Below are 16,273 nucleotides of genomic sequence, written 5' to 3'. Positions count from 1 at the left end.
CTCGTGCCGTCGGGCGGCATCAGCACCCCTGCCAGGGCGGGGGGTGGGTACGGACGGTCCCGCACCCACCCCCCGCCCTTCAGGCGTTCTCAGACCTCCGGCCGCCCCAGGGCACGCGCCTCCTTCTCCGGGGCCAGGCCGACCACCGGCCGGTCGGGCCGCTGCGGGGCCACCCCGCCCAGCTCCTGGAGCCACGCCCAGGTGTCGGCCACCGTCTCGGCCACCGGCCGGCAGCGCAGACCCGCGTCGAGTGCCCTGCCGACGCCGGTGTCGTGCAGCGCGTCGTAGAGCTCTCCCGGCGGAACCCACACCGGCAGCTCCGACCACGGTTCGACGCCGGCTGCCAGGATCACCTCCGGGCCGGTCCAGCACAGCCGCGCGTCGGCCCCCGTCGCCCGTACGCACTCCTCCAGCAGCTCGCCCGTCGTCGTGTGCCCGCGCGGGCCGACCAGGTTGTACGGTCCTCCCAGGCCACCCGCGGCGGCGTCCAGCATCCATGCCGCGAGGTCACGCGCGTCGATGTACTGCAGCGCCAGGTCGCGGGGCCCGGGGGCCAGTACCGGCCCGCCCCGGGCGATCCGCGTCAGCCACCACGGCAGCCGGCCGATGTTCTCGCCGGGGCCGAGGATGAGCCCGGCCCGCACCAGCAGCGCCCGGTCGCCGAACGCCCCGGCCGCGGCGAGTTCACCGCCCCGCTTGGCCTGCGGGTACGCGACGTCCCCGCCCGCGTCGGCCGAGCCGTCGACCAGCGGCCCGTCCTCGCCCTGCCCGGCCGGGGACGGGTACTGGTACACGGACGCGCTGGACACGTACGCGTAGTGCCCGGCCCGCCCCGCCAGCAGCCGCGCCGCGTCCCGTACGGCGGACGGCGCGCCCGACCACGTGTCGACGACGATGTCCCACTCCCCCCGCTCCAGCGCCGCGAGGCCGCCTGCGGCCGTGCGGTCGCCGTGCAGGGCGACGACGCCGGGCGGCGGCGCGTGGTGTCCGCGGTGGAACACCGTCACGTCCCAGCCCCGCGCCAGCGCGTCGTCGGTGACGGCGCGCCCGACGAACTCCGTACCGCCCAGGATCAGTAGCTTCATACGGGCAACTCTGCCGATCCCGGCCCCCTCGGGGAACACGCTCTCGCTCTCGGCGCAACGCAACGCGGCCGGCCGGCCCCGCACGCGGGGCGGCCGGCCGTCGCGGAGCCGTTCCTGCGGGTCAGCCGGCCGGGACCGCCGCTTCGACGGCCGTCTTCTCGGCGGCCGGCGCCTCGACGATCACCGTCGCGACCGGCGCGGCACCCACCCACCGGCCGATGGCGGTCTCGGCCGTGATGCCGGGCCCGAACCCGGCGATGAGCCCGCCCGCCCCGTTCTCGACGCCGCCCTCCTCGAACAGCCGGGCCAGGGCGTCGAAGACCACCGAACTGGCGATGTTCCCGCGTTCGGTGAGCGTGGCCCGGCTGAAGCGGAACATCTCCGGCGGGAGGTCGAGGTAGTGGCACAGGTCGTCGAGGATGCGCGGTCCGCCCGCGTGGACGATGAAGAAGTCCATCTCCGGGATTTCCCAGTTGTGCTGCGCCACCAGGGTCTTGAGTGCCGGGGCCAGCATCTCCATGGTTCCGGGGACCCGCTTGTCGAGCAGGAAGTGGAACCCGGTGTCCCGTACGGCGTACGAGATCCAGTCCTCCGTGTCGGGCACGAGGTGGGAGCCGTTGCGCTCGATCCGCACGCCGGTACCGCCCTCGCCCCGCACCACGGCCGCCGAGACGGCGTCGCCGAACAGGCCGTTGGAGAGCAGGGAACCCACGCCCAGGTCGGTCGGCTGGTAGCACAGCGAGCAGAACTCGCAGGACACGATCAACACATTGGCCTGCGGGTACGCGGTGCAGAAGTCATGGGCGCGGTTGATCGCCGCGCCGCCTCCGGCGCAGCCGAGCTGGGCGATGGGCAGTTGTCTGGTCTCCGGCCGGAACCCCATCGTGTTGATCAGCCAGGCGGTCAGCGACGGCATCATGAAGCCGGTGCAGGAGACGTAGACGATCAGGTCGATGTCACCGGGCTCCACCTCCGCGTGGGCGAGCGCCCGGCGTACGACGTCGGGAACACGCGCCTTCGCCTCGGCCTCGTACAGCCGGTTGCGGGTCTCGAAACCGGGGTGCCGGAGGGTGTCCTCGACCGGCTGGACGAGGTGGCGGGTGCGGACGCCCGTGTTCTCGATGAGGCGCAGGACGAGGTCGCGCTGCGGATGGTCGGCGTGCATCTCGCGGGCCAGCGCCAGCGTCTGCTCCATCGTGATGACGTGGTCGGGTACGGCGACGGACGGTCGGCACAGTGTGGCCATGGATCTTCCTTGTCTCATGCCGGGCAGCGGTGTCGCCGGGCGGTCGTCACACGGGCGGACGTCACCACGCGACGGGCAGGCCGAGCGGGTGGCGCCAGATCGATGTCGTGTTCCAGCGCACTTCCGACGGGTCCACCGCCAGCCGCAGCCCCGGAAAGCGGTCGAGGAGCGTGCCGAACACGACTTCGAGTTCCATAGCGGCCAGCGGCGCCCCGAGGCAGTGGTGCGCCCCCCAGCCGAACGTCATGTGGGGAACGGTGGGCCGGTCCACGTCCAGCTCGTCGGGCCGGTCGAACTTCCGCTCGTCGCGGTTGGCGGTGAGGTACGAGACGTGGACGACGTCCCCGGCCCGGATCAGCACCCCGCCGAGCTCCACGTCCTCGGTGGCGATCCGCGGGATACCGACGCCCTTGCGGAACGGGATGAAGCGCAGCATCTCCTCGATCGCCCCCGGGAGGAGCCCGGGACGCTGACGGAGTGCGCCCAGTACCTCCGGGCGGGTGAGCAGGGTGTACGCGATGTTCCCGATCTCGTACGTCGTGGTGTCCTGGCCCGTGATGAGCAGGACCATCGACATGACCGCCAGCTCGTCGTCGTCGAGGAGCTCCGCGCCGTCGCGGGCGGTGGCCAGCGTACTGATCAGGTCTTCGCCGGGCGCGCGGCGGCGCTCGGTGCTGAGCTCGGCGAAGTACGCGCGCAGTTCGGCCTTGGAGCGGACGGCGGCGTCCCGGTTGGCGGCGCTCACGTTCATCATGGTGAGCGCGTGGGCGCGCAACCGCGGCCGGTCGCCCTCGGGGATGTCGAGGAGCTCGCAGATCGTCACGAGCGGCAGCGGCGCCGCCACGTGTTCGACGAGGTCGGCGGTCGTGCCGAGGTCCGCCATCCGGTCGAGCATCCGGTCCACCACGCCCTGGGTGCGCTGCCGCATCCGCTCGACGTGGCGCGGCGCGAAGCTCTTGGCGACCAGGCTGCGCAGCCGGCTGCTCGCCGGCGGGTCCATCAGGTTGATCGACTCGGACTGCACGATCGGCTCCGGCGTCATCCGCGGGAAATCGCGTCCCTTGACGGCGCTGCGGCTGAACCGCCGGTCGGTGGTCACGGTGCGCACGTCCTCGTAGCGCGTGACGAGCCAGGCCTCGCCCTCGCCGTACGGCATCCGGATGCGGGCCACGGGATCGGTCTCCAGCATCTGCCGGAGCTGGGGATCGAACTCGAGGGCCTCCGCGTAGTCGAAGGGGCAGCTCCATACGGTGCCGGTGGTCTCCACGTTGCTCCAGACTCTGTGCGGTCGGTGTCCGTCACACATCCCCACCGTGGGGACTGTCATGTCCCCATGCGGGTTAATTAACCGATTAGAGGGATATTTGGACTTCAACTCGGACACTTGGGCGGAGTCGGCTGTGACGACTGCGACTGCTGTGACGACTGCGACACCGGTGACGCCTGCGTCACTTGCGACGGATGCGACACCGGTGAAGCGGCCGGCCGGCCCAGCGGCTGGAAGTGGCGGGAGAGCACCCAGGTTCCGATGCGGTTGCCGGCACGGCACCCGACGACGTCCGCGGTACGGGTGTGGACTCCGACCCACACCCGGGCGTCGATCATGTCCTTGTTGAACTGGTCGGCGTGCTTGTAGTGCCGTGCGGTGCCGGTGGCCTCGGAACGGACGTGGAGGTCGAGGCGCGTGGTGCCCAGAATTCCGGTCACGGCCCGCAGTACGGCACTGGCGACCGTCGCGTGGCCGCTGATGTAGTCGGGGTGCGGCGGCGTGTTCGGAGCCAGCGGCTGCCACTTCGGGTCCGCCGCGGTGGCGGGGTTGCCGTCGGTGCCGGCCATGCGGATGGCGGTGACGGGCCGCCAGAAGCCGTAGTGGAGTTTGGCGTCCCACGAGGCGACGACGGCGTCGGTCGCCGACACGTTCGCCGCGGCGAACAGCCGCGCCGTGTCGGCGATGCCGAGGCGGTGCCGGTCGGCGTAGTCCCGGATGCCCGTCTGGAACTGCACCAGCAGGTTGCCGCCGAAGAAGAGGGCGGTCTCGGTCTGGCGCGCGGTTCGGCCCGAGCCGGTCTTCGCCCCCATGGTCTTGAGTTCGTTCAGGTCCCGGGCGTAGCGGGCCGAGGACAGGGCGGGCGGGGGGCCGGGACGGAACTGGTCGGGGGAAGTGAGCGTCATCGGGCGGAGCCTGCCGAGCCAGGCGTCGAGGTAGGGCTGCCGGCCGGGCGGGGTGGGGCGCCAGACGCCGGGTGCGGGTGCGGCGGTGAACTCGACCGGCGCGTGCCGGCCGTCTCCTTCGCGGAGCTTGAGGATGTGGTCGGCGGCGCGCTCCCCGAAGGCCACGCCCTGCCGCTCCGCGCGTCCGTCGGGGATCTTCGCGAGGGATTCGGCGTACGCGGCGTCGAGGCGGGTCCGCGAGGCGGGGAAGCAGTCGAGCAGTACGCGGTGGGCCGCAGCCACGGCCGCCGCTTCGGACGATGCGGTGGAGGGTCCCTTCACCCGCCACTTGTAGGGGGCGTAACGGCCCTGGATGCCGACCACGGCGTTGTAGACGGCGACGGAGACGAAGCTGTGCCAGACGGCCCCCTGCCCGGAGGGGTGCGAGGGGCCCAGGTGGACGCCGACCATCTCGGTGGTGAGGGCGTTCCAGTCGCGGACCGCGGCGGGGTCCGCCGAAGGCGCCGGGCGGGCGTCGGCGGCGGCCGCCGCCGTGGGTCCGGCCGCGGCCGGGACCGCGACGAGCGCGAGCGCCGCGGCAAGGCCGACGGCTGCTCGGACACCCGGACGGGACGAGCTGAACATGCCGGACGAGCCGGACGAAAAGGGAAAGTTCTGGCGCACGGAGCACTCCATCGAAGCGGTACGACCGGACGGGACGCTGAGTAAAGATCAACCGTTATGTCCGGATTCCGCAAACCGAGGACACGCCGGGAATGCGCAAGGGCGCACGCCGGAACGCCCGGAACCCGGCCTGCGCGAGCAGGCCGGGTTCCGGGATGGAGCGGAGGTGGGAGCGGGGTCCGTCAGGCGAGCGGACGGATCGCCGTGGGAGCGTGACCCGGCTCGGTGGCCAGCTCTTCCCACTCGTTGACGCCGTCGATCTGGACGCCCATCGAGATGTTCGTGACGCGCTCCAGGATCGCCTCGACGACGACGGGGACGCGGTACTCGGCGGCGAGCTTCTTCGCCTCCTCGAAGGCCGGCAGCAGCTGGTCCGGCTCGGTGACGCGGATCGCCTTGCAGCCGAGACCCTCGGCGACCTTGACGTGGTCCACGCCGTAGACGCCGAGCTCCGGGGAGTTGATGTTCTCGAACTCCAGGTTGACCTGGAAGTTGATGTCGAGGTTGCGCTGCGCCTGGCGGATCAGGCCCAGGTACGCGTTGTTCACCAGGACGTGGACGTACGGGATGTTGTGCTGCGCGCCGACGGCCAGCTCTTCGAGCATGAACTGGAAGTCGTAGTCGCCCGAGAGCGCGACGACCGGGGTCTCCGGGTCGGCGGTGGCGACACCGAGCGCGGCCGGGATCGTCCAGCCGAGCGGGCCGGCCTGGCCGCAGTTGATCCAGTGGCGCGGGCGGTAGACGTGCAGCATCTGCGCGCCGGCGATCTGCGAGAGGCCGATGGTGGTGACGTACCGGGTCTCGGGGCCGAAGGCGCGGTTCATCTCCTCGTACACGCGCTGCGGCTTCATCGGCACGTTGTCGAAGTGCGTACGGCGCTGGAGGGTCGCCTTGCGCTCCTGCGCGGAGGCGGCCCACGCGGAGCGGTCCGGCAGCTCGCCCGCGGCCTTGAGCTCCTTGGCCACCTCGACGAAGAGCTCCAGCGCGGCCTTGGCGTCGGAGGCGATCGCGTAGTCCGGGGCGAAGATCTTGCCGAGCTGGGTGGGCTCGATGTCGACGTGGACGAACGTACGGCCCTTGGTGTAGACGTCCAGGCCGCCGGTGTGACGGTTGGCCCAGCGGTTGCCGATGCCCAGGACGAAGTCCGACTCCAGGAAGGTCGCGTTGCCGTAGCGGTGCGAGGTCTGGAGGCCGACCATGCCGGCGTTCAGCTCGTGGTCGTCGGCGAGGATGCCCCAGCCCATCAGGGTCGGGACGACCGGGACACCGGTCACCTCGGCGAACTCGACCAGCAGCCCGGACGCGTCGGCGTTGATGATGCCGCCGCCCGCGACGATCAGCGGCCGCTCGGACGCGACGAGCATCTGGACGGCCTTCTCGACCTGCCTGCGGGTGGCCGCGGGCTTGTAGACCGGCAGCGGCTCGTAGGTCTCGGGGTCGAACTCGATCTCGGTGAGCTGGACGTCGATCGGCAGGTCGACGAGGACCGGGCCGGGGCGGCCGGAGCGCATCAGGTGGAACGCCTGCTGGAAGACGCCGGGGACCTGCGCGGCCTCCAGGACGGTGACCGCCCACTTGGTGACCGGCTTGGCGATCGACGCGATGTCGACGGCCTGGAAGTCCTCCTTGTGGATCACCGCGGTCGGCGCCTGGCCGGTGATGCACAGGATCGGGATGGAGTCACCGATCGCGGAGTACAGGCCGGTGATCATGTCGGTGCCGGCGGGGCCGGACGTACCGATGCAGACGCCGATGTTGCCCGCCTTGGTGCGGGTGTAGCCCTCGGCCATGTGGGACGCGCCCTCGACATGGCGGGCGAGCGTGTGGTCGATCCCACCGCCCGCCTGGAGGGCCTTGTAGAACGGGTTGATCGCCGCGCCCGGCACACCGAACGCGTTCGTGACGCCTTCGCGCTTGAGGATCTCAACTGCGGCTCGGGCTGCGGTCATTCGAGGCATCGCGTACTCCTGCTCGGCCAGTCGGAGCGATCTCACCGCTGCGGGCCGGTGAGCCTCACTCCATGGTTTCCATAATGCGGAATTTCGATTCTGCTATACGGAAGCAATCTAAAGTGAGGTCCGGCGCGCGTCAAGAGCGGCAATGCCCGAAGCCCCTCCCCAAGGCATCGCTCTTGGTGGACGATGGGCGACGTACCGCAGTCACACGTACCGGAGTCACATGCCGGTCACGTGCCAGTCGCCGACGGTCCGGAGGGGAACGGTCATGGGAGAGAACGTGCCGGTGCGCTGCCCGGCGTGCCGTCGCCAGCACACCTTCACGCCGCCGGTCTTCCCCTGCGCGTGCGGGGAGCCGCTGGCGCCGCCGCTGTTACGGGGCGCGGCCCCGGAGCGGATCACCCACCGCACCTGGACCGACACCTGGGTGACCGTGCGCTGCGGCGCGTGCGGGCGCCAGGACCAGTGGCCGCAGCCCGAGCTGGGGTGTGCGTGCGGTGCGGTGCTCCGCATACCGGTACGCCCCGTGCCGCGCACCGCACCGCCGTCGCACACCTCGCCGCCGCGCGCCGCACCACCGCGCACGCCACCGCCGTCGGCCGCCGGGGCCGGACCGGCCACCGCCCCCGCCGCCGGCGGCTCTCCGTTCTCCGTTCCGCTGCCGCCGGGCGCGGCTCTCCCGCGTCCGAGGTTCCGCCCGATGACGATCAGGACCGCGCGGGACGCGGTGACCGCGGCGGCGCTCTACCTCAAGTGGCTCGGGTTCCGCGACATCATGCAGTCCCCCGAGCGCCCCGCCTCCGGCATAGACCTGCGCGCGCCCGGCCTGGTCGCCCAGGTCGACCCGACCACGCGCCCCGCCACTCTGCGCGACGTCGAGTGCCTGTGGCTCAACGGCCTCAGCGCGTCCGCGGTGAGCGTGTTCTTCTCCCTCGCCGGGTACGCCGACGACGCACGGGCCGGCGCGGACACCCTCGGGGTCCCGCTCTTCGTCATGGACCTCACGGGGACGCCGCAACCGGTCAACCGCCCGGCGGACGAGCTGCTCGGTACCGGCGCCGACGGGTAGGCGCGGGTCCGGCGGCGCGCTCACCCGCCGGACCCGGGCCCGGCAATACCGGCCCCGGGTGTGCCTGCGCCACGAACTGTGGGTCCCGGCGCCGCTGCCGCTGTCGCGCGAGCGACGCGTGAGCACTACTCGGCGTACCGCTCGCGCAGGTCCACCTCTCCGACCTTCCCGCCGACCGTCACGGGGAACGATTCCCTGATCCGCAGGCGGCGCGGGACCTTGCAGTGGGCCGGACGGTCGCGGCAGTACGCGGTGATCCCGTCCGGCGTCGGCGGGCCGTCCCGGTCGCGGGGGGCGACGCAGGCCGGGATCTCCTCGCCGTAGCGGTCGTCCGGGACACCGGCCATCCGGACGTCGGAGGTTTTGGGGTGGCCGTACAGGAACTCCTCGACCTCCCGCGGGCAGACGTTCTCGCCGCCCCTGATGATCATGTCCTTGATGCGGCCGGCGATCTGGACACAGCCGTCCTCGCGGATCAGCGCCAGGTCGCCGGTGTGCATCCAGCGGCCCGCGCCGATGACCTCCGCGGTCCTGCCGGGCTCGCCCCGGCAGCCGGGCATCACGCCGTAGCCGCGGGTGCGCAGTTCGCCCGCCTCGCCGCGCGGCAGCGTCACGCCGTCGAGGTTCTGGCCGACCGTGTCGCCGAGGAGCGGCGTGGAACCGGTGCCGTGCTGCACGAGTTCACGTACGGGTCCGTGTCCGTGTCCGTGTTCATCGCAGGTCCCCCTCGTCGTACTCCGCCGCCGAACCCTTCGCCGTACGCTCACGCAGCTCGATCCGGCGGATCTTGCCCGACACCGTCTTCGGCAGCTCGGCGAACTCGATGCGCCGGATCCGCTGGTACGGCGCGAGGACCGACCGGGAGTGCTCGAACAGCAGCTTCGCCGTGCCGGGGCCCGGCTCCCACCCGTGCGCGAGCACGACGTACGCCTTCGGCACGGCGAGGCGGAGCGGATCGGGGGCGGGTACGACCGCCGCCTCCGCCACCGCCTCGTGCTCCAGCAGCGCGCTCTCCAGCTCGAAGGGGGAGATCTTGTAGTCGGACGCCTTGAAGACGTCGTCGGCGCGCCCGATGTAGGTGATGTACCCGTCGGCGTCGCGCGAACCGATGTCGCCGGTGCGGTAGTAGCCGCCCGCCGTCGCCTCCGCCGTACGCTCCGGATCGCCGTGGTAACCGGTCATCAGGCCGACGGGCCGCGCGGACAGGTCGAGGCAGATCTCGCCCTCGCTCACCCCCGGCTCCCCCGTGACCGGATCGAGCAGTTCGATGACGAAGCCGGGGCTGGGACGCCCCATGGAGCCGGCCAGGAGCCGCTGTCCCGGGGTGTTGGCGACCTGGACGGCCGTCTCCGTCTGCCCGAAGCCGTCCCTGATCGTCACCCCCCACTCGCGCCGTACGGTCTCGATGACCTCGGGGTTGAGCGGCTCACCGGCCGCCAGCGCCTCGCGCGGCGGCGTGCGCAACTGCCCGAGGTCCGCCTGGATCAGCATGCGCCACACGGTGGGCGGGGCACAGAAGCTCGTGACGCCGGCGCGGTCCATCTCGGCCATCAGCAGGGCGGGATCGAAGCGTGTGTAGTGGTGGACGAAGACGGTCGCCTCGGCGTTCCACGGGGCGAAGAGGTTCGACCAGGCGTGCTTGGCCCAGCCGGGCGAGGAGATGTTCAGGTGGACGTCGCCGGGCTTCAGCCCGATCCAGTACATCGTCGCCAAGTGGCCGACGGGGTACGAGACATGGGTGTGCTCGACGAGTTTGGGCCTGGCCGTCGTGCCGGACGTGAAGTAGAGCATCAGCGGGTCGTCGGCGTGCGTCACCCCGTCGGGTTCGAAGGCGGCCGGGGAGCCGTCGGCACCGGCGTACGGAAGCCAGCCGTCGCGGGCACCGCCCCCGACGAGGACGCGCGTGCAGTCCCCGGGGAGCTCGTCGAACTTCGCCGCGTCCTGGTCCCGCACGATCACGTGCCGCACCCCGCCGCGCTCGATGCGGTCCCGCAGGTCGGCGGGGCCGAGCAGCGGCGTCGCCGGAATGACCACGGCGCGCAGCTTCATCGCGGCGAGCGCGGTCTCCCACAGCTCCACCTGGTTGCCGAGCATGACCAGGACGCGGTCGCCCGGCCCGACGCCTTGCGCGCGAAGCCAGTTCGCGACCTGCGCGGAGCGCGCCGACATCGCCTCGAAGGAGACCTCCGTGCGCCCGCCGTCCTCCTCCACGATGTGCAGGGCGGTCCTGGCGTTGCCCTCGGCGATCCGGTCGAACCAGTCGAGCGCCCAGTTGAACCGCTCGGGCCGCGGCCAGACGAACCCTTCGTACGCCGTCTCGTAGTCCTCCCGGTGCCGGAGCAGGAAGTCCCTGGCCGCCCGGAAACTCTCCGTCGCGCCTCGTGCCGTCATGTGTCCTCCTGATCGCCGGGCCATTGCCGGACCGCCCACTGTCATCGTGTAATCAGTGACGCGATGGTCACTACCCCCGTACGGGGGTGAAGGGATGCACTCATGGGGGATGTCGCCGAGGTGGCGGAGATGCGAGCGGCCCTGTCGCGGATGCGCCGGGCCACCGGGCTGCCGGTCGCCTTCGGCGGGCTGCTGCCGGACGGCGGCCGCACGCTGCGCATCGCCGAGCTGAGCGGTGCGGCGACCGGCGCGCTGCACGGTCTCGTCGTCACGGCGGGCAGCGGACTCGGCGGGAAGTCCATGGTGCTCTCGCGCCCGTGCGCGGTCACGGACTACCGGTCGTCGCGCCACATCACCCACGAGTACGACATGGCGGTGGCCACCGAGGGCCTGCGTTCGGTGCTCGCGGTGCCCGTGGTCGTACGCCGGAAAGTGCGCGGCGTGCTGTACGCCGCGCTGCGCGAGGCACTGCCGCTCGGTGACCGCGTGCTGAACACGGCGATGGCGGCGGCGCGCGATGTGGAGCAGTCCCTCGTCGTACGGGACGAGGTGCGGCGGCTGCTGGTGGCGGCGCGCGAGCCGGCGGCGTGCCCCGGCGCGTGGGAGCTGGTCAGAGGCGTGCACAGCGAACTGCGCGCCCTGGCTCCGCGCATCACCGATCCGGCGCTGCGCGAGGAGCTCGCCTCCGTCTGCGGCCGGCTGGCGGCCGCGGCCGGCGAAGGCCCGGTGCGCGGGCGCGCCCACCGGGTGGCGCTGACGCCGCGCGAGGTGGACGTGCTGTCCTGCGTCGCGGCGGGCTCGACGAACGCCGTGGCGGGGGAACGGCTCGGCCTGCGCCCCGAGACGGTGAAGGGCTATCTGCGCTCCGCGATGCGGAAGCTGGGCGCGCACACCCGCCTGGAGGCGGTGGTGGCGGCCCGCCGCACGGGCCTGCTCCCGTGACCGTCACGCCCCTCCCCGCCCCCCTCCCCCGGCCCCGCCCTATGCCGGGAGGGCGCCGAACCGTACGTCGCGCACGGTGGCCGACGTCATGGTGGCGAGGACGTACTCCCCCTCCCGCGCCAGCGCCGCCCGCTGTGCGCGGGTGAGCGTGCCGAAGGGCTCGACCGTCAGAACGGCGGCGCTGCTCCGGGGGTCCTCCTCCAGCCGCCAGAGCCCGGCGACGAACCCGTCCACGAGGAACGTGGGCAGGCCCTGGTTGCCCGTCCAGATGCGGGTCCTGTACTCCACCGGCACGACGCGGGTGCGGTCGGCGTGGGCGAGCAGCAGGTTGTCGTACTCCGGGAGGAAACGGGGCGGCGCCGGGGTGTCCTCCTCGGGGCGGGGCGCGCCGGGGAGGTCGAAGAGCTCGGTGCCGTGCTCGTCCCGGAAGGTGACCAGCCGCGGCCGGAGCCGTTCGAAGGCGGCCCGCAGCCGGGTCAGCCCGCACCAGGTCTGCATGTCCTTGACGGAGGCGGGGCCGAAGGCCGCCAGGTAGCGCAGTACGGTCGCGTCGGGCGCGGGGGGCGGCTCGGACGCCCGGCCGAACCACTGCTCGGCCGTGGTCAGCGCGACCCCGCCGCTCTGACCCCACAGACCGCGCGGCGTGACCTGTACGAGGGGCAGCATGCAGCGGGCTGCGACACCGACGGCGAGCGGTTCGGCGTCGGGCCACTCCTTCAGCAGTGCCTCCCGGATCTCCTTCAGGGTCCTGGGCCGCTCCTCGACGAGCTGACGGGTCATCGCCGCCAGCCGTTCCAGGTCCACACCGGCGAGTCCCCCGCGGAACATGCCGAGTTCACGCTCGCGCGCGGCCTGGACGAGTGGGCGCAGGGTGAGGCAGTCGTCCGCGGTGTGCGTGTGGAGGGTGGAGCGCAGGGTGACCAGGCGGGTGACCTCGCGGGAGGCCATGAGCCCCGACAACTCCTCGGGGTCGAAACCGTCGAGGCGGGCGGCGAGCTGGAAGTACGGCGGCTTGGTGTTCTGCGCCTGGAGGCCGACGAGGTGCCCGACGGCGTCCTTGGCGGACATGGCGGTACGCCGCAGCAGCAACTGGCGGGCCAGGGTGGCGCGATTGAGGGCGCGGACGCTGAGCACTGGGTGCGCCGGCGCCGGGTCCGTCTGCTTCTGGTGCTGCGTCTGGGAGGCCATGCTCCGCAGGCTACTGACCCTTGCGGACCGTTCCGGTCCGCGGGAACAAGGCGATGCCGCTGACATTTGGGGCGTATATCCTGCCCGGGTTCATGTCCATGCCCATGTCCACCCCCACTCCCACATCCATGCCCGCGCCCGTGCCCGGTTCTCCACGGAAGGTGAGATCTGCGATGGCGGAACGACGTGCCCGTCCCGTGCTGTCCCCGAAGAAGCACGCCTGGCGCAGACAGCCCCCACCGCCGGCCGTGCCGTCCGCCGGGGGCCCCGCCGCGTCCCCCGACGGCGTACGGCATGACGGCGTGCAGCCCGACGGCGTCGGCATCGTGCACGCCGCGCTCTACCGCGACGGCCGCCGGGTCTCCACGCCCGACTCGCTCGCCGAGACCTTCCGCCAACTGCGCGAGTACCCCGACGGCATGGCCTGGATCGGACTGAACCGCCCGTCCGAGGACGAAATCCACTCCCTCGCCGCCGAGTTCGACCTGCACCCGCTCGCCGTCGAGGACGCCCTGGAGGCCCATCAGCGCCCGAAGCTGGAGCGTTACGGCGAGACGCTCTTCGTCGTGCTGCGCGCGGCCCGCTACCTCGACGCGGCGGAGGAGGTCGACTTCGGCGAGCTGCACGTCTTCGTGGGCCAGGACTTCCTCATCACGGTCCGCCACGGCGCCGCGCCCGACCTCTCCGCCGTACGCGGGCGCATGGAGGAGGCCCCCGAGCTGCTGGCGCTGGGGCCGGAAGCGGTGCTGTACGCGATCCTCGACTCCGTCGTCGACGGTTACGCCCCGGTCGTCGAGGGGGTGCAGAACGACGTCGACGAGATCGAGACCGAGGTCTTCCGCGGCGACCCCGAGGTCTCCCGCCGCATCTACGAACTCTCCCGCGAGATGGTCGAGTTCCAGCGCGCCACCCGCCCCCTGGTCAGCATGTTGCACAACCTGATGGCGGGCTTCGCGAAGTACCGTACGGACGAGGAGCTCCAGCGCTACCTGCGTGACGTGGCCGACCACGTCACGCACATCAGCGAACGCGTCGACGGCTTCCGCCAGGCCCTGGCCGACATCCTCACGGTCAACGCCACGCTGGTCACGCAGCAGCAGAACGCGGAGATGCGGGCGCTCGCCGAGGCGGGCTTCGAGCAGAACGAGGAGATCAAGAAGATCTCGTCATGGGCGGCCATCCTCTTTGCACCCACACTGGTGGGAACCATCTACGGCATGAACTTCGACCACATGCCGGAGCTGCACTGGGTGTATGGCTACCCCTTCGCGATCCTGCTGATGGCAGCGGTGTGCACGAGCCTGTACTTCATCTTCAAGAAGCGGGACTGGCTGTAGGCGATGACCGGAGACATCGACCTGATTCGCTATTGCGAATACCCCTGAGGGAACGTTTCAACCCCCTGGGGAGAACCTGGGGAGAATGCGCCGCGAGTCGCAACGACGTGGCGCTCCCTACGGACAGCGGTTCCACCTGGGACCGGCCCACTGTGGCTCCCGGCAAGCCACTACGCGGCGTAACGACAGACTGGGTCGCACAGCTTGCGCCGTGCCACCCAGTCTCGAACGGGGACGAGAGGCGCGGCCCTACGCCGCCACGGCGCCCGCGGGAGCCGGACCAAGCGATGGCGAAGGAACTCGGCTTGTCGCAGTCGACCGTGTCGCGGATCCGGCGGGCATTCGGTCTGCACCTGCACCGCTCGTAGACGTTCATGCTGTCGAAGGATCCGTACTTCATCGACAAGGTCCACGACGTCGTCGGCCTCTGCCTGGACCCGCCGGATCGGGCGTTGGTGTTCTGCGTCGACGACAGAAAGAGGCGCTGGACCGCTCACTGCCGGTGCTGCCGATGATGCCCGAAGTTCCGCAGCGGACCACCCGCGACTACGTCCGCGCCCTGCACCGCCGCCACCGCGCCGAGGAGTTCAAGAGGTCCTGACCGTGAAGTACCTGCCGGTCTCGATGTCCACCTCGGCCGGACAACTACGCCACCCGCAAGACCCCGGCCATCACGTCGTGGCTGCCGGCGCATCCGCGGTCCACCTGCACTCCACACCAGCCCGTACAGTTCCGCCGGCCCTGCCACTTCAGCCCCCGATCGTTCGCACGTCCGCCCCGTATCACCACCACGCACCGGCGCCTCGCCAAAGCGTTTCCTGCTACCGAGCGGGAGCAGGGCGCCGCGGTGGTGAGGGAGGGGAGGCGCAGTCGATCTGCTTCCTGTGCGTCAGCCCCCGACGGCGTCGACGGCTGCCCGGGAAGGCGTCGTGCACCGGGGCCGGCGAGACTCGGCGTACCTGCCCGGGACAGGCGGGGCAGGCATACGGGCGTGGCCGCCCCACGGCGTCAGGAACTGGACCGCGACCAGCTCATCGGCGTTGCCACTCCTCTGCGAGGAGTTGGTGGGAGCGCACCCGGTCGGCGTGGTCGTGGGTGATGGTGGTGATGATCAGCTCGTCCGCTCCGGTGGCTTCCTGCAGTTGTTCGAGCTGGTCGGCGACGCGCCCCGGGGAGCCGACGAACTGGGTGTCGACCCGGTCGGCGACCAGGTCCCGGTCTGCTGCGGTCCAGGTGTGGGCGCGGGCCTGCTCCGGGGTCGGGAAGGGGATGGCGCCCTCGGCGGTGCGGATGCTGCGGACCCACGGGCCGTAGCCGGTGGCCAGTTCGCGGGCGGTCGCGTCGTCCTCGGCGACGACGACGTCGGCGGAGACGCTGACGTGGGGCTTGTCGAGGTGGTCGGACGGCTGGAACGCGGCGCGGTAGCCCTCGGCTGCTTCCAGTACGGTGGCCGGGCTGACGTGGTAATTCGCGACGAAGCGCAGGCCGTTGCGGCCCGCGACGTCGGCGCTCTGCCCGCCGCTGCTGCCGAGGATCCATACCTGCACCTCGGCGCCCTCGCCGGGGATGGCGTGTGCTTCGGTCCCGTCCGCGGAACGGTAGTCGCCGCGCAGGAGCGCGAGTATGTCGTCGACCTGCTCGCCGTAGTCCTGGGGGCCGGCGCCGGGCTGGTGCAGGAGCTGCTGCTGGAGCAGGAAACGGGGCGAGCCGATCAGGTGCTCGGGGGAGAACCGTGGCGGGATCCTCAGCCCGTTGGGGGCGCCCCCGTCGACGACGGGGGTCGTGACCGGCCGGGGCCCTGACGTCCGTCCGGGGGGACGTCCGCCCGAGCGGCCGAGCCCCAGGTCGAGTCGCCCGGGGTGCAGGGCGTCGATCAGCCCGAACTCCTCCACGGTGGACAGGGCGGTGCGGTGACCGAGCTGTACGGCACCGGATCCGATCCTGATCGTGGAGGTGGCGGAGGCGGTCAGGGCCAGTACGACGGCGGGAGAGGTCCCGGCCACACCGGGGTTGAGGTGGTGCTCGGCGAACCAGTAGCGGGTGTAGCCGAACCGCTCGGTCTGCTGGGCCAGGTCGATGGTGTTGCGCAGCGCCTCTGCGGCGGTGGAGCCGGACGAGATCGGGACGAGGTCGAGGACTCCGAGAGGGATGCCGGACATGATCGGGTGTTGCTCCTCAGCGGTCAGTGAGCGGGGGCGGGTTCAGGTTCGGTCTCGGGTGCGGGT

The 16,273-nt window shown here is 71.7% G+C and carries 11 protein-coding genes and 2 pseudogenes; 4 read left to right on the top strand and 9 right to left on the bottom strand.

The genetic code is table 11. The features are described from left to right. Positions 1-89 precede the first annotated feature (89 nt). From ACWDZ4_RS07850 to gcl, 5 genes are all read right to left on the bottom strand, one after another. Positions 90-1,085, bottom strand: a complete 996-nt coding sequence (locus tag ACWDZ4_RS07850) for an NAD-dependent epimerase/dehydratase family protein (RefSeq protein ID WP_451507534.1) — start codon at positions 1,083-1,085, stop codon at positions 90-92. A 121-nt stretch (positions 1,086-1,206) separates the two neighbouring features. Continuing rightward, complete coding sequence (locus ACWDZ4_RS07845) at positions 1,207-2,331, bottom strand: type III polyketide synthase (RefSeq protein WP_451507533.1); 1,125 nt, start codon at positions 2,329-2,331, stop codon at positions 1,207-1,209. Between the two features lie 61 nt (positions 2,332-2,392). Beyond that, on the bottom strand, positions 2,393-3,637 hold the full coding sequence (locus ACWDZ4_RS07840; RefSeq protein ID WP_451507691.1) for a cytochrome P450: 1,245 nt from the start codon (positions 3,635-3,637) through the stop codon (positions 2,393-2,395). A gap of 65 nt (positions 3,638-3,702) precedes the next feature. Further along, positions 3,703-5,166, bottom strand: coding sequence for a vanadium-dependent haloperoxidase (locus ACWDZ4_RS07835; protein ID WP_451507532.1), 1,464 nt, complete (start codon positions 5,164-5,166; stop codon positions 3,703-3,705). A 182-nt stretch (positions 5,167-5,348) separates the two neighbouring features. Next, positions 5,349-7,124 (bottom strand): glyoxylate carboligase, encoded by a 1,776-nt coding sequence (gene gcl / locus ACWDZ4_RS07830; protein ID WP_451507531.1) that lies wholly within the window; start codon positions 7,122-7,124, stop codon positions 5,349-5,351. A 265-nt stretch (positions 7,125-7,389) separates the two neighbouring features. On the opposite strand from gcl, the gene ACWDZ4_RS07825 reads away from it, so the two are divergent. Then, the gene (locus tag ACWDZ4_RS07825; RefSeq protein ID WP_451507530.1) at positions 7,390-8,190 is read left to right on the top strand and encodes a hypothetical protein; all 801 of its coding nucleotides are present in this window, start codon (positions 7,390-7,392) and stop codon (positions 8,188-8,190) included. A gap of 125 nt (positions 8,191-8,315) precedes the next feature. Here the strand turns inward: ACWDZ4_RS07825 and ACWDZ4_RS07820 are convergent. After that, positions 8,316-8,807: pseudogene (locus ACWDZ4_RS07820) on the bottom strand (AMP-binding enzyme); the annotation flags it as partial. 94 nt (positions 8,808-8,901) lie between these two features. Beyond that, positions 8,902-10,581 (bottom strand): AMP-binding protein, encoded by a 1,680-nt coding sequence (locus ACWDZ4_RS07815; RefSeq protein ID WP_451507529.1) that lies wholly within the window; start codon positions 10,579-10,581, stop codon positions 8,902-8,904. Between the two features lie 102 nt (positions 10,582-10,683). On the opposite strand from ACWDZ4_RS07815, the gene ACWDZ4_RS07810 reads away from it, so the two are divergent. Continuing rightward, positions 10,684-11,523 (top strand): response regulator transcription factor, encoded by an 840-nt coding sequence (locus ACWDZ4_RS07810; RefSeq protein WP_451507528.1) that lies wholly within the window; start codon positions 10,684-10,686, stop codon positions 11,521-11,523. A gap of 39 nt (positions 11,524-11,562) precedes the next feature. On the opposite strand, the gene ACWDZ4_RS07805 is transcribed toward ACWDZ4_RS07810, so the two are convergent. Then, entirely contained in the window at positions 11,563-12,711 is a 1,149-nt protein-coding gene (locus ACWDZ4_RS07805) for a winged helix DNA-binding domain-containing protein (protein ID WP_451507527.1), read from the bottom strand. Between the two features lie 173 nt (positions 12,712-12,884). Between ACWDZ4_RS07805 and ACWDZ4_RS07800 the strand changes: the two genes are divergently transcribed. Both ACWDZ4_RS07800 and ACWDZ4_RS07795 read left to right on the top strand, forming a co-directional pair. After that, complete coding sequence (locus ACWDZ4_RS07800) at positions 12,885-14,048, top strand: magnesium and cobalt transport protein CorA (RefSeq protein ID WP_451507526.1); 1,164 nt, start codon at positions 12,885-12,887, stop codon at positions 14,046-14,048. 251 nt (positions 14,049-14,299) lie between these two features. Then, a pseudogene (locus ACWDZ4_RS07795) lies at positions 14,300-14,768 on the top strand (IS630 family transposase); the annotation flags it as partial. Between the two features lie 311 nt (positions 14,769-15,079). Here the strand turns inward: ACWDZ4_RS07795 and ACWDZ4_RS07790 are convergent. Continuing rightward, complete coding sequence (locus tag ACWDZ4_RS07790; RefSeq protein ID WP_451507525.1) at positions 15,080-16,207, bottom strand: LLM class flavin-dependent oxidoreductase; 1,128 nt, start codon at positions 16,205-16,207, stop codon at positions 15,080-15,082. Positions 16,208-16,273 lie beyond the last annotated feature (66 nt).

It is taken from the genome of Streptomyces sp. NPDC003016 (assembly GCF_053591455.1).
The sequence above is the reverse complement of the archived record's forward strand: the minus strand, read 5'-3'. Positions and strand labels throughout refer to the sequence as shown.